Genomic DNA, 14927 nt, shown 5'->3' with positions numbered 1-14927 from the left:
TGCGTCACCCTGCACGCTTTACAACTAACTTTCTTGTCAAAGAAAAAAAACTCGTTAATTTTGTTAATTCTATCTAGTTGAACTTCTTATCCGTTTTTAACGAGAACCTCGGCAGCGAAGTACATTTTAGAACTGCCCTTTATGAGTTGTAATCTTATCCATGTTTAAATTCTACAAAAAACAGAAATTTAAGCGCCTTCAGAGTACACTGATGACCGCATTTCTGGTGCTCAGTATCACACCTCTTACCATTACTGCGATCTTTTTCCTACAGTCCCACAGTAAAGATCTGCAAGAACAAAGCACCTCACACTTGTTGTCTGTTCGAGATACAAAACAACAGCAAATTATCGACTACTTTGAGGCACGGGAAACCGAAGTCATGGGCTTTGTGCGCTCTGAACTGGCTTACGCCAGTGGTGGTCGATTCTACGGTCTCGTCAATGCTTTTAGTCGTTTAGGCAATGACATTGAAGAATCTCGTAAAAATGCCCAACAGCGCTACATTGAAGGCAGCGGAGATCAAATCAAAACGTCAACGTTACCCGAGTCTTCCAACTATGTCGGAAGTGAACGTTACCGACTCTTACATAAACGTTACCACTGGGCCTACTTGGAGCTCCTCAAGCGCTCTGATTTTAATGATATTTTGCTGGTCGATATCAACGGTAATGTCACCTACTCGATCAACAAAGACGATAACTACGGAACAAACTTATTATCAGGCCCCTACAAAGACTCAGCACTTGGCAAAACCTTCAAGCGTCTAGCTGATGACGTCACTGAACGCCGTAAGGTGAATGAAGACTACACCCCTGTGATTGTGTCTGATTTCGAACTGGAAGGTGGTAAACAAGTCGCTTGGTTAGGTGCTCCAATTGTTCAGCAAGGCTACCTACACAGCTATGCTATGTTCCGCTTACCAAATAATGGCATCACGAAGTTAGCCGCAGACGCCAACCGAGAGTCATCCATTAACACCTTACTGGTTGGAAATGATCACCAACCTCGCACAATTAACACCAAGCAAGATGACATTAAGAACAGCTTAGAAGTGATCGATAAAGCACTCTCTGGTGCATTTGGCGTCGGCACTTACACGAACGGTTTAGGTGAAGAGATCATCGCTGCTTATGCACCGATTGAAACGCGTGGTGTTATTTGGGCACTCGTCGTGCAATTACCAGAAAACGAAGCTTTCGCTCGTATTCATCAACTAGAAAAACTGTTTGTTATCGCCATGCTGATCGCCATCATTCTAGTGGTAATCGCTTCCCATTATTTATCAAACTTTATTACTTCTCCGTTGCTGAAGTTAACTTGGGCTGCCGAAAAAGTGTCTGCCGGAGATCTTGATGACACCACCTTTAATACGGTTCGCAAAGATGAAATAGGCCGTCTTGCGCTGAGTTTTGAACGAATGCAACGCTCTATTCGAGAGAAAATTCAAACCATTAAGAAGCAAAATGAAGAGCTCGAGAGCAACATACAGATCATTCAAAAACAAAATGATGAACTGCAATTGGCCGACAAACTTAAAGATGAGTTCTTAGCCACCACTTCTCATGAACTCCGCACACCATTGCACGGCATGGTCGGAATCGCTGAGACTTTAGCGTCCGGCGCTAACGGTGCTATTCCTGCTAGCCAAAAATATCAGCTTGATATCATCATTAAAAGTGGGCAACGTCTCGCAAACCTTGTTGATGACTTATTGGATTATCATAAAATGCGTTACGGAAGCATGGATATCCAGAAGTCAGCGGTGAGTTTAGCCAGTGCAACGCGACTGGTACTAGAGCTTTCCAGCCATTTACTCGGAAATAAAACCATCCGTATCATCAACCAAGTACCAGCGGATTTGAAAGCGGTGTCTGCCGATCCTCAACGCCTTGAACAAGTGTTATATAACCTGATCGGTAATGCGATTAAGTACACCTCAGAAGGTAAAATCGTTATCTCCGCCAATGTGGTTGATGATCATGTTCGTGTGCAAGTTGTGGATACTGGGCAAGGTATTCCCGCAGAACATCTTGAACATATTTTCGAACCACTTATCCAAGCAGGACAAGACGCAAGTCGCTATCGTCAAGGTGCGGGGCTCGGGCTTTCGATTAGCCGTCAATTGATTGAGTTGATGGGGGGCTCGTTATACGTCAGCAGCCAGCCTATGGTCGGCACCACCTTCAGTTTCACGTTACCACTTGCCAGTGAAGAAGAGATCCAAACAACTCAAACCCTTGCAGCGCACGGACACTTCCAGATTCCTGAAATCGATGTAGAGAACAATGAAGACTTATCACTGCCAGAGAATCCAGACGGCCCGTTACTGTATGTCGCTGACGATGAGCCAGTAAACCTGCGTGTGCTTGAGAGCTTCTTACGTTTAGAGGGCTATCGCGTACGTACCGTCTCTGATGGACCAGAAACATTAGCACTCGTTGAGCAGGAAAAACCGGAACTCCTATTATTGGATATCATGATGCCAGGCATGAGCGGCTATCAAGTCTGTAGTGAATTACGTGAAACTTATGACCATGCCGAGCTACCTATCATTATGCTCACCGCGCTTAGTCAAACAGAAGATCGTGTACGAGGCTTTGAAGCAGGAGCCAACGACTATTTATCTAAGCCATTCAATAAACAAGAGCTAGCTGCGCGCATCCAAGCGCACTTAACGGCAAGCCAAGCTGAAATGCGCCACATGGAGAATAAGATACTTGAATCTGAACTTCGCCAACGAGCGGCTGTAGAGGCAAGCTTATTAGAAACTCAAGGGCGATTGTTGGAACAACTGGAATCGGCTCCTGAAGCGATTATCTGTTTGCGTGAAGATAAACGTATCCGGTTTGCTAATGAAGCTGCTTGCAAGCTATTCAAGCGTAACTTAGAACAATTAAAACGTTCATCTGCCGATGAGTTGATTGCACCTAAATATCTGACCGTCAAACAACCTCATTACTGTGGCAAGATTGATATCTATATTGAAGATATTCGTCAAAACATCGAAGCAGACATTCTTAAACTACCTGAAGGCTCAGGCTTAGATGTCATGTATATCTTTAATGTTGGCGGAGGAGCCAATGCCGCTCGCATACACAACCTAGAAACCGCAGTAGAGGTGCTTTCAAGTTATGCTTTTGATGGCGATAAAGACCAGCTGCAGAAGCTGAAAGAACTCGGTGGAGAGTTTACACGCCTTGCAGACAAAGCGCTTGGTAACAAAAAAGACAAACAAGAGCTAATGCGAGAAATTCTGGTCGACGCAATGACACATGCCTTAGAGTATTGGGAGTCAGTCACTGGTGAAAGTAAATTCGCATTTGCCGAACAAAGTGGCTTATGGCGCGTTTATCTTGACCGTAGCACTCTGCAAACACGCACTTTGGATAAATACATGCGTATAGAAACGCTGCCGAAAACGCCACGTTGGAGAACGGTATTGAGCTCGATAGAATTCATCCTTGAACACTGTAAAGAACAGAGTCCTGAGCGTGCGTACATCGAAGCTCAACGAGATAAACTACAGCGACTGTTGACCAGCTAATACCTATCAAAAAAACTAGCCCAGCGCATACGCTGGGCTTTTTATTATCCAAGCCTTCTCTTTCTCTAAAGACGAACAATACAGCGACTCTCTACCGTTACCACATTAAGATGCCGAATAAGCCTCTGGACAAAGTTGTCCATGGTAGGCATTCCAAACATACGCTTCTATCGATATAACCTACCCAAACTAGGTTGAGTCGAGCGAATAAAACACTTCATTTTCATAATAAAAAAAGAGCAATAAATGAGAGAAAACTGTCGATAAAAGAGACTATTTTTCAGATAACAAACGGTTTTTAACCAACAATTGACAGAGATTGCGAACTCAATCACAACAGAACGGCAGATTAATTTTTAGCTAATTAATTAACACATTTTCTGCATGTGAGCGAGATCTCCGAACCAGGAAGGGAATCATAAGGCTTTTATTTTAAAAAGATTACAGGTTAGCAACCACTAACACTTACTATTAACAAGGATATAAACTGCGACGCATATCAACGTTTATTTTTTGGTCTATCTCTAGTCAAAATTAGCCAAAATAACGTTTATAACGGAGAGTGACGATATTTTAACGTTTTTAACGAGAATCGAGTTTGATTATTTTCTGGATAAGGTGTTTTCTTACTCCTGCCTAAGGCCTACAGGCCACTCTTGGCGAAACTCAATGTTGTAATGAGTAATGCATAAACAAGAGGTAGGTCTTGGAGAGTGTTTATCAATTGATGACATTCAATTCCATTTAGTGAAATGAAAGCAAATAGTAAGGAACAGCTATGCTTGCCAATATTAAAAAAACAGCACTAGCAACAGCAATTATTGCAACGGCTACTACAGGTTTTGCATCGGTAGCTACTGCGGCTGAACGCAGTGAACTGACTATCCACCCTAAAGAGTTTACAACTTTCGTTCGTAACTTTAACCCTTTCTTGGGTGCAACTAACCTGCACACAACAACCGACTTTATTTACGAGCCGCTCGTTGTTTTTAACGAAATGCACGGTAACACGCCAGTATTTCGTCTAGCAGAAAACTTCACCATGGCTGATGACCTAATGAGCGTGACCTTCGATATTCGTAAGGGCGTAAAATGGTCTGACGGCAAAGCGTTTACCGCTGATGACGTAGTTTATTCTTTCAACCTAGTTAAAGAGAAGCCAGAGCTAGACCAATCTGGTATCAACTCTTGGGTAACTGGCGTAGAGAAAGTTAACGACTACAAAGTTAAATTCCGTCTAAGCGAAGCAAACTCAAACGTTCCTTACGAAATTGCGAAAGTACCAGTTGTACCTAAGCACGTATGGAGCAAAGTGAAAGATCCAGCAACATTCACAAACGAAAATCCAGTAGGTAGTGGTCCATTTACCGAAATCGACACTTTTACACCGCAACTATACATTCAGTGTGAGAACCCGAATTACTGGGATGCTGATAACCTAGATGTAGACTGTCTACGAGTGCCACAAATCGCGAACAACGACCAATTCTTGGGCAAAATCGTTAACGGCGAAATGGACTGGACATCTTCATTCGTACCAGACATCGACCGCACTTACGCTGCTGCAAGTCCGAATCACCACTACTGGTACCCACCAGCGGGTACTCAAGCGTTTGTAGTGAACTTCAAAAACCCAGACGCGGCGAAAAACGAAGCACTTACTAACGTTGACTTCCGTCGTGCGTTCTCTATGGCGCTAGACCGTCAAACGATTATCGACATTGCATTCTACGGTGGCGGTACAGTAAATGACTTCGCTTCGGGTCTAGGCTACGCATTCGAAGCTTGGTCTGACGAAGAGACGCACAACAAGTACAAAGGTTACAACACATACAACGCCGAAGGTGCGAAAAAGCTTCTTGCTAAAGCAGGCTTCAAAGATGTAAACAAAGATGGCTTTGTAGATACACCATCTGGCAAGTCTTTCGAGCTTCTCATTCAATCGCCAAACGGTTGGACTGACTTTAACAACACTGTACAACTAGCTGTTGAGCAACTAGCAGAAGTAGGCATTAAAGCACGTGCTCGTACTCCAGATTTCTCGGTATACAACCAAGCAATGCTAGAAGGTACATACGACGTTGCTTACACCAACTACTTCCACGGTGCGGATCCACACTTGTACTGGGACAGCGGCTACAACTCGAAGCTACAGTCTGGTGACGGTATGCCTCGCTTTGCAATGCACTTCTACAAGAACGATAAGTTAGACGGTCTTCTTAACAGCTTCTACAAAACCGCTGATAAGCAAGAACAGCTAGAAATCGCTCATGGTATCCAGAAGATCATTGCTCAGGACCAAGTAACCATTCCTGTGCTATCAGGCGCGTACATGTATCAATACAACACAACTCGCTTCACTGGTTGGTGGAACGAAGAAAATCCTAAGGGCCGTCCAAACATTTGGGCAGGTATCCCAGAGCGCCTACTTCACGTGCTGGACCTAAAACCAGTTAAATAAGTAGAAGTTCATTTCAAGCGGCATACATCCCGTGTGCCGCCTATAAAAATCCCTTGTTAACGAAACCAATATGTGGCGCTCGTCGTCAGGGGATTTTTCGCTCTAAATTTCGCTAGGAGCGACCTGAAACCAGAAACAGGGAAAAAATCTGGGTGAGTAAGGTGTGAGTTATGGGTTATTTTTTAAGACGTTTGTCGTTCTATCTTGTCGCGCTCTTAGTTGCAGCGACGTTAAACTTTATTATTCCGCGAGCAATGCCTGGTGACCCAGTTACCATGATGTTTGCTAACGCTTCTGTACAGGTAACGCCAGAACGAATCGCAGCAATGAAAGAACTGCTCGGTTTCGTTGATGGGCCGATTTACATTCAGTACTTTTCGTACATTAAAAACATTCTAAGTTGGGAGCTAGGTACATCAATCCAGTTCTACCCTCTTTCAGTTAACTCTTTACTAGGTAGTGCATTTGGCTGGTCTCTCTTCCTAGCTGGTACTGCGGTTGTACTTTCTTTCTCAATCGCTTCTGTACTCGGTATTTTTGCCGCATGGAAGCGTGGTAGTAAATACGATGCATTCGTAACACCTGGTACATTGATCATTCAAGCTATCCCACAGATGGTTATCGCAATGTTAGCGCTGTTTACCTTTGCGATTGGCCTAAAATGGTTCCCATCTGGCTATGCTTACACGCCAGGTACTATCCCTGATTGGTCAAGCTGGGAGTTCATCAAAAACGTGGGTTACCACGCAGTACTCCCTCTATTCTGTGCAACCATCGTTCAGATCGGCGGCTTCCTCGTCAATATGCGTAATAACATGATCAACCTTCTTGCCGAAGACTACATCACGATGGCGAAAGGCAAAGGGCTTAGCGAGAACCGTGTCGTCTTCAATTACGCCGCACGTAACGCGCTACTTCCAAGTGTAACCGCGCTATCTATGTCTTTGGGTATGGCCATTGGTGGCCAATTGATCATCGAGATGATTTTCAACTACCCAGGTTTAGGCACCGTGCTACTTAACGCAATTCACGCTCGTGACTACCAAGTACTTCAAGGTCAGTTAATTATCATGACAATGTTCATGCTGTGCTTCAACTTAATGGCTGACATGCTGTACATGATTCTAGACCCTCGCCTACGTACGGGAGGCAAATAATCATGAAAGAACTATTCAAACTTATTTTAGGCAACTCATTCGCTCGAATCGGTCTTGGTATTGTTACCGTATTCGTATTCGTTGCGATCGCAGCTCCTTTACTTACGAAACATGCGCCAGACAAGCGAACCGGTAATCCACACGAATACCCAAGCTTTGTCGTAAAACAAGCGCAAAATAATCCTGATGGCTGGGTGGCTAAAAATCTAGCAGATGATCGTCGTACGCTGATTATGTCGAAAAAGGCTGATCACGTTCTAGGAACTTCACGTATGGGTCGTGATATTTGGTCACAAGTGGCTTACGGTGCTCGCGTATCGCTAGGTGTCGGCTTTGGTGCTGGCATCATCGTATGTTTCCTAGCAACGGTCATTGGTATCTCGGCAGGTTACTTCGGCGGCAAAGTGGATGACATATTGAGTGCAGCGATGAACATCATGCTGGTAATCCCTCAATACCCATTACTCTTTGTACTGGCAGCCTTTATTGGCGAAGCAGGTCCACTCACCATTGCCTTGATTATCGCTGGTACCTCTTGGGCGTGGGGCGCACGTGTTGTCCGTTCTCAAACCATGGCTCTGCGCGAGAAAGAGTTTGTGAAAGCCGCTGAAGTATTGGGCGAGTCTTCATTCCGCATCATCTTCGTTGAAATTTTACCAAACCTAATCCCGATTGTCGGTGCAAGCTTCATCGGCTCAGTAATGCTCGCTATCAATACTGAGGCTGTAATCTCGTTCTTGGGCCTGGGCGATGCCAACACCATCAGTTGGGGCATCATGCTCTACAACGTGCAAACCTCATCAGCAATGTTGATTGGCGCATGGTGGGAAGTATTAGCACCTTGTATCGCCTTAACTCTTTTGGTGACTGGTCTTGCTCTACTTAACTTTGCCGTTGATGAAATTGCTAACCCACAGCTTCGTTCTCACAAAGGCATGAAACGCTGGAAGAAACTGGCAGAGAAAGACAAGAAAGAGCGCGCGCCTGAAATGGCACCACAAAATGCACTATGGAGCGGAGATAAATAATCATGACTGCACCACTAATTTCTATCCGTAACCTATGCGTAGATTACATCACAGATGCGGGCGATGTCCGCGCCTGTAACAACGTTAGTTTTGACATTGCGCCAGGTGAAGTCTTTGGCCTGGCTGGTGAATCTGGCTGTGGTAAATCCACAGTTGCTTTCTCGCTCATGCGTCTTCATAAGCCGCCAGCATTCATCACTGGTGGTGAGGTCATCTTCAACGGAGAAGACATCATCAAGTACAGCGATGAACGTATGCAATCATTCCGCTGGAGCGAGATGTCGATGGTGTTCCAAAGTGCTATGAACGCATTAAATCCGGTGCTTACGATGGAAGAGCAGTTTTGCGATGTCATCATGCGCCATACCAACATGACACGTGAACAAGCGAAAAAGCGCGCCGAAGGATTGTTGGAAATCGTTGATATTCACCCAAGCCGCTTGAATGACTACCCACACCAATTTTCTGGTGGTATGCGCCAGCGCTTAGTCATTGCGATTGCTCTGGCTCTCAATCCAAAGATGATCATCATGGATGAGCCAACGACGGCACTCGATGTTGTGGTTCAGCGTGAGATCTTACAAAAAATCTATGCACTGAAAGAAGAGTTCGGCTTCTCGATCCTTTTCATTACCCACGACTTGTCACTCATGGTCGAGTTCTCGGATCGAATCGGCATTATGTACTCTGGTGAGTTGATTGAAGTCGCCCCTTCTAAGCAAATTCTGGAAAGTCCTTACCACCCTTACACCAAAGGTTTGGGTAGCTCTTTCCCTCCACTAACTGGTCCTAAAACCAAATTAACTGGTATTCCAGGCAACCCTTTGAACCTATTAGAGATTCCTCAAGGCTGCCGCTTCCAAGCTCGCTGCGACCGCGTCCACGAAGCTTGTACACGAGTACCAACTCAGCTGCGTCAAATTGAACCTGGTCGTTTTTCAAATTGCCACTTATACGGCGACACGATTGCTCAAGCTAAGGTTTAACAACAAAAAATAACGCTAGCTAAGAACAAAATTACACTGGAGAGAATTATGAGCAAACAACTCGGCGAACTGCTGATTGAGGGTAAACATGTCGTTAAGGACTTCCCTTTAAATAGTAACTCAATAAAGCAGTCAAAAATGCGCGCGATCAACGACGTATCATTCAAGATGTACAAGAGCCGCGGTTTGTCAGTAGTAGGTGAATCAGGCTCTGGTAAATCTACTACCGCTAAAATGATAGCTAAAATGTACGCCCCTACAGAGGGTGTGATCGAATACAGAGGTCGTGATATCCAAGATATTACCTCTCGACATGACTTGATGACATACCGTGAAGGCGTACAAATGGTATGGCAGGACCCATTTGGCTCACTAAACCCTACACACAATATCTTTCACCACATTGCTCGCCCGTTGCTGATCCATAAAAAGATTGCACCAGGCAACAAAAAGGAACTGGAAGAACGTGTGTATGACCTACTAGAACAAGTTGGTCTGATTCCGCCAAAAGAAACCGCGCAAAAGTTCCCGCACCAGCTATCTGGCGGTCAACGTCAACGTGTAAACCTAGCTCGTAACATCGCTGTAGGTGCAGAAGTGGTATTGGCAGATGAGCCAACATCAATGCTGGACGTGTCAATTCGTGCTGGTGTTTTGAACCTGATGGAAGAGATGAAGTTCGAGAAGCAAATGTCTCTGCTTTACATCACTCACGACATCGCAACGGCGCGTTACATTGCTGAAGATCTCGCGGTTATGTACGTAGGTCACATGGTTGAATGGGGGGATACTGAGGAAATCATTCACGATCCTCAACACCCATATACGCAACTGTTGGTATCTGCTGTGCCTGATCCATCGAAGTCTATTCACGAGAAGCTGAAAGGCAACAAAGGGGAAATCCCACTTTGGACACCGGATTCAGTCGGCTGCCCATTTGCAGGACGCTGCGTACACGCAACCGATAAATGTCGCGAACGACTACCAGGCGTCACTCAGCTTTCTGAGAACCACTTTGTTCGCTGTTACTTATTTGAAGATTAATTATAACGAGGGTCAGGTTCAGCCTGACCCATTCCTGTTTTATCGTTTCCCGGAGACATTGAATGCTGCTACTGACTAACCACATTGGTTATGAACATCTGGGCCCAAAGAAAGCCATTGTCCAGACCGAACAACCACACTTGTCTTCTTACACTGCTCAATTGATTTGTGCCACTAGCGAGCAAACCGTGGCAACTTTTGCGGTTGAAGAACAAGGTAAAGTGGCGAACTGGCATCAGGGCTATTTCTACCTCATCGACTTTTCATCTTTCACAGATTCAGGCGACTATTTCCTGCAAGTGGAAGATACGCGCTCTTCCTCTTTCACCATTGGCGAACATATTCTGTTGGATCAAACTTTGTCGGATGTGATCCACTACTTCAAATCACAACGTTGTGGTGGAATTTTCGATCAACAAGATCGACAAGTTCCAGTGCTCAACGCCAACCAAACGGTTGATGTACACGGAGGCTGGTACGACGCATCTGGAGACGTTAGCAAATATTTAAGTCATCTTTCATACGCTAATTATTTGAACCCTCAACAAACCCCAATGGTGGTTTGGAACATCCTAAAAGGGCTTTCATTGCTTGAAGGAAGCGAAGACATTGCAGCCTTCACACGTACACGTCTTATTGAAGAAGCCCTGTTCGGTGCAGACTTCCTTGTTCGTATGCAAAACGAAAAAGGCTTCTTCTACATGACGGTCTTTGATAAGTGGAGCAAAGATACTGCGCAACGAGAAATCTGTGCCTACGAAACGCAACTTGGTCACAAATTTGATGACTACCAAGCAGGCTTTCGACAAGGTGGCGGTGTCGCCATCGCAGCGCTGGCCGCGGCGTCGCGTTTAGGTGTTCACGGCGAATACGATCAACAGAAATACCGCAACGCTGCTGAAAATGGTTACTGGCACTTAAAAGAGCACAATACGCAGTACCTCAATGATAATGAAGAAAACATTATCGACGAATACTGTGCGCTACTAGCCAGTGTAGAACTGTTTAAAGCCACCAAAGAAACTCGCTACTTGGAAGAGAGCCGTTTGTGGGCACAACGCTTAGTTGTCCGCCAAATGAGCGACGAGCAGATTCAACACTTTTGGTCAGCAAACCAAGACGGCAGTCGTCCATACTTTCACGCAGCTGAAGCTGGCCTACCCGTTATTGCCTTGTGCGAATATCTATCAATTGAAGACGACTCCGTACAGACAGAATCTGTAAAACGCATCGTTAACCGAGCGTGTGAGTTTGAGATCAAAATATCGAATAAAGTGACCAACCCATTCGGTTACCCTCGCCAGTATGTTAAAGGCGTAAATGAGTCAAAACGCGATGCATTTTTTGTCGCACACAACAATGAATCCGGCTATTGGTGGCAAGGCGAGAATGCTCGATTGGGCTCACTCGCGACCATGGCGTATCTTGCTCAACCGCATATAGCGTCGCAAGAAATACAGCAACAACTTTCCGTATTTGCTCAAGATGCATTGAACTGGATTGTAGGCTTAAACCCATATGACATGTGCATGCTTGATGGTCATGGTCGTAACAACCCTGATTACCTTCCTCAATATGGTTTCTTCAACGCTAAAGGCGGTGTGTGCAACGGAATCACTGGCGGCTTTGAAGACGAGGAAGACATCGCATTTAACCCACCAGCACAAAAAGACGACATGTTACAAAACTGGCGCTGGGGTGAACAATGGATCCCGCATGGCGCTTGGTACTTACTCGCGATAATGAGTCAAGCTCAGCATATTTCTCAGTTGGCAACCTCTAAAAATATTAAGGAACAATAATCATGGGGATGTATTTTGTTGGTATCGATGGTGGCGGCACGTCATGTCGAGCCAGGATTAAAGATTCACAAGGTAATTTTCTTGGCGAGGCCAAAAGCGGAAGCGCCAACATCATGCTAGGCGCTGAAATTGCAATGGCTTCGATTCTTGAATCCATCACTTCAGCTGCCGAGCAAGGCGGCCTGACACAACAAGATTTTGCATCGATGCATGTCGGCTTAGCCCTTGCAGGTGCTGAGCACAAAGCATCTTGGCAAGCCTTCATGTCTCTTCCTCATCCGTTTGCCAGTATGACTCTTAATACTGATGCTTACGGCGCGTGCGTTGGTGCACACAATGGCGAAGATGGCGCAATCATGATCGCAGGAACGGGCTCTTGTGGCATCTATCTTAAAGGATTGGAGCAGCACGTTGTCGGTGGTCGTGAATTCCCTATTTCGGATCAAGGTGGCGGCGCAGTGATGGGGCTTCACCTAGTTCAACAAGTTTTGTTAGCAGAAGATGGCATCAGAGAGAAAACGCCTCTAGCACAACACGTCATGGCGCATTTCGAAAATGACGTTGATAACGTGGTGGCTTGGTCTAAACAAGCGCTTCCTCGTGATTATGGGCAGTTTTCTCCTGCAATTTTCCAACATGCAGAACAAGGTGATGCACTGGCAATTGAGATGCTGAAGCAAACTGCAGCTGATATAGAAATGTTTCTCGTGGCATTAAACAAGCGCGGCGCAACGCGTATTTGTTTAATGGGCAGCATTGCTGAACGTATTTTACGTTGGCTTTCGCCACCCGTTCAGCAATGGGTTGTTGAACCACAGTTTGACGCGATTGAAGGCGCAATTATGTTTGCAGGGAAGCCTGAACATAACCTTTACTCGCTCAATGCGGCGTAGGAGTAGATATGGAATATCGTGTTGATCTCGTCGTCCTATCAGAGCAAAAGCAAAACTGCCGTTTTGGACTGACTTTCCATAACTTGAGCGATCAAGATCTCCACAATTGGAGCCTGATTTTTGCTTTTGATCGCTACATTCTGCCGGATAGTATTTCGAATGGTCAGCTCAAGCAAATTGGCAGCTACTGCACCCTCAAACCAGAAGGGTTGGTGCTGGCAGCTAACCATCATTTTTACTGCGAGTTCAGTATTGGTTCGAACCCATTCCGTTACTATTCTGATGGATTCAATGAAGCCTTGGTCAACTTTGAAGTCAACGGCAACCTTCAGCGAGCTCAAGTCGATGTCACGCCGATCGTATTGGCTTCACCGTACCGTGAACGTAATGAGATCCCTTCCAGCTTGACGCATGCACAGCCTTTATTGCCAAAACCAAACCATATAGAAGTCAGCGATCACTGCTTTAGCTTTAATCATCAAGCTGGCGTTGCGGTTTATTCAAACCTAGCCAATGCAGCTAAAGAGTGGTTACTTGAAGAGCTTAAGCGCATTCATCAATTTGAGTTCGCGTCAGACAATGGCAGTCAGATCATCTTCAAAGGCAACCCAACCTTGGATGAAGGCGCTTACAAGCTGAAGGTAGCAGAAGAGTCGATCAAAATTGAAGCTGGCTCTTCGTCTGGTTTTACCCATGCTTGTGCAACGTTATTGCAACTGATCAAAGTTGGCGATCAACCAGCCTCAATGGAAGTGGTTTGCTGTTCAATCAAAGACCGACCACGTTTTCGTTACCGCGGTATGATGCTAGATTGTGCACGCCATTTTCACTCCGTTGAGCAAGTCAAACGTTTGATCAACCAGTTGGCTCACTACAAGTTCAATACATTCCATTGGCACCTTACCGATGATGAAGGTTGGCGAATTGAGATCAAATCATTGCCTCAACTAACCGATATTGGCGCATGGCGTGGGTTGGATGAAACCAATGAGCCACAGTACACGCACCTTGCTGAGCGTTACGGCGGTTTTTACACTCAAGAAGACATCAAAGACGTGGTTGCCTTTGCTTCGAAACGAGGCATCACTGTAATCCCTGAAATCGATGTACCAGGCCACTGCCGAGCTGCCATCAAGTCGTTACCACACCTATTGGTAGAAGCAGAAGACACCACCGAATACCGCAGCATTCAGCATTACAACGACAACGTCATTAACCCAGCTCTGCCGGGGAGCTATGAGTTTATCGACAAAGTGTTGGAAGAAGTCTCCGCGTTGTTCCCTGCCCCTTATGTTCATATCGGTGCGGATGAAGTACCTAACGGCGTATGGTCAAAAAGCCCTGCGTGCCAAGCCCTAATGGAGCAACAAGGTTACAGCGACTACAAAGAGTTGCAAGGGCACTTCTTGCGTCATGCCGAAGACAAACTTCGCAAACTTGGCAAGCGCATGCTGGGCTGGGAAGAAGCACAGCATGGCGACAAAGTCAGCAAAGATACGGTGATCTATTCGTGGTTAAGCGAAGAAGCGGCGTTGAACTGCGCGCGCCAAGGTTTCGATGTGGTGCTACAACCGGCACAAACCACCTACCTAGATATGACCCAAGACTACGCACCAGAAGAACCGGGCGTGGATTGGGCGAACCCGTTGCCGCTAGAAAAAGCTTACAACTATGAACCACTCGCTGAAGTGCCAGCCGACGATCCAATACGTAAACGCATTTGGGGCATTCAAACAGCATTGTGGTGCGAAATCATCAACAACCAGTCTCGTATGGACTACATGGTCTTCCCGCGCTTAACCGCAATGGCAGAAGCATGTTGGACAGACAAACAACACCGAGACTGGACCGACTATTTATCACGTTTGAAAGGACACCTACCTCTGCTTGATTTGCAGGGAGTGAATTACCGTAAACCGTGGAAGTAATACAAAACTGATGTCGAAACATCACGCTTGAAGAGTTTTTAAATTTTGGCTGCAGATGCAGCTTTGTAAAAAGGAAAGACA

The 14927-nt window shown here is 45.6% G+C and carries 9 protein-coding genes; all 9 read left to right on the top strand.

The window, feature by feature from the left end:
- The first annotated feature begins 160 nt into the window (after positions 1-160).
- The 9 genes from L3V32_RS06160 to L3V32_RS06120 all read left to right on the top strand — a co-directional run bounded on the left by L3V32_RS06160 (position 161) and on the right by L3V32_RS06120 (position 14846).
- Entirely contained in the window at positions 161-3547 is a 3387-nt protein-coding gene (locus L3V32_RS06160; protein WP_048625952.1) for a response regulator, read from the top strand.
- Between the two features lie 778 nt (positions 3548-4325).
- On the top strand, positions 4326-6008 hold the full coding sequence (locus L3V32_RS06155) for an ABC transporter substrate-binding protein (RefSeq protein ID WP_005394703.1): 1683 nt from the start codon (positions 4326-4328) through the stop codon (positions 6006-6008).
- 170 nt (positions 6009-6178) lie between these two features.
- A complete protein-coding gene (locus L3V32_RS06150) occupies positions 6179-7165 on the top strand; it encodes an ABC transporter permease (RefSeq protein ID WP_005394705.1) in 987 nt (328 codons plus the stop codon).
- A gap of 2 nt (positions 7166-7167) precedes the next feature.
- Entirely contained in the window at positions 7168-8193 is a 1026-nt protein-coding gene (locus tag L3V32_RS06145; RefSeq protein ID WP_005394707.1) for an ABC transporter permease, read from the top strand.
- 2 nt (positions 8194-8195) lie between these two features.
- The gene (locus L3V32_RS06140; protein ID WP_005394709.1) at positions 8196-9179 is read left to right on the top strand and encodes an ABC transporter ATP-binding protein; all 984 of its coding nucleotides are present in this window, start codon (positions 8196-8198) and stop codon (positions 9177-9179) included.
- Positions 9180-9227: 48 nt separating this feature from the next.
- The gene (locus tag L3V32_RS06135; protein ID WP_005394711.1) at positions 9228-10223 is read left to right on the top strand and encodes an ABC transporter ATP-binding protein; all 996 of its coding nucleotides are present in this window, start codon (positions 9228-9230) and stop codon (positions 10221-10223) included.
- A gap of 62 nt (positions 10224-10285) precedes the next feature.
- Positions 10286-12025, top strand: coding sequence for a glycoside hydrolase family 9 protein (locus tag L3V32_RS06130; protein WP_237283985.1), 1740 nt, complete (start codon positions 10286-10288; stop codon positions 12023-12025).
- Between the two features lie 2 nt (positions 12026-12027).
- Entirely contained in the window at positions 12028-12918 is an 891-nt protein-coding gene (locus L3V32_RS06125) for an N-acetylglucosamine kinase (protein WP_182019887.1), read from the top strand.
- Between the two features lie 8 nt (positions 12919-12926).
- Positions 12927-14846 (top strand): beta-N-acetylhexosaminidase, encoded by a 1920-nt coding sequence (locus L3V32_RS06120; RefSeq protein WP_237283984.1) that lies wholly within the window; start codon positions 12927-12929, stop codon positions 14844-14846.
- Positions 14847-14927 lie beyond the last annotated feature (81 nt).

Source organism: Vibrio sp. J2-4 (genome assembly GCF_021728155.1).
Lineage (GTDB): Bacteria > Pseudomonadota > Gammaproteobacteria > Enterobacterales > Vibrionaceae > Vibrio > Vibrio diabolicus.
The sequence above is the reverse complement of the archived record's forward strand: the minus strand, read 5'-3'. Positions and strand labels throughout refer to the sequence as shown.

Coding starts and splice junctions, on each gene's coding strand:
- L3V32_RS06150 (WP_005394705.1), top strand. CDS start 6,179: ATGGGTTATTTTTTAAGACGTTTGTCGTTCTATCTTGTCGCGCTCTTA.
- L3V32_RS06155 (WP_005394703.1), top strand. CDS start 4,326: ATGCTTGCCAATATTAAAAAAACAGCACTAGCAACAGCAATTATTGCA.
- L3V32_RS06140 (WP_005394709.1), top strand. CDS start 8,196: ATGACTGCACCACTAATTTCTATCCGTAACCTATGCGTAGATTACATC.
- L3V32_RS06160 (WP_048625952.1), top strand. CDS start 161: ATGTTTAAATTCTACAAAAAACAGAAATTTAAGCGCCTTCAGAGTACA.
- L3V32_RS06135 (WP_005394711.1), top strand. CDS start 9,228: ATGAGCAAACAACTCGGCGAACTGCTGATTGAGGGTAAACATGTCGTT.
- L3V32_RS06130 (WP_237283985.1), top strand. CDS start 10,286: ATGCTGCTACTGACTAACCACATTGGTTATGAACATCTGGGCCCAAAG.
- L3V32_RS06125 (WP_182019887.1), top strand. CDS start 12,028: ATGGGGATGTATTTTGTTGGTATCGATGGTGGCGGCACGTCATGTCGA.
- L3V32_RS06120 (WP_237283984.1), top strand. CDS start 12,927: ATGGAATATCGTGTTGATCTCGTCGTCCTATCAGAGCAAAAGCAAAAC.
- L3V32_RS06145 (WP_005394707.1), top strand. CDS start 7,168: ATGAAAGAACTATTCAAACTTATTTTAGGCAACTCATTCGCTCGAATC.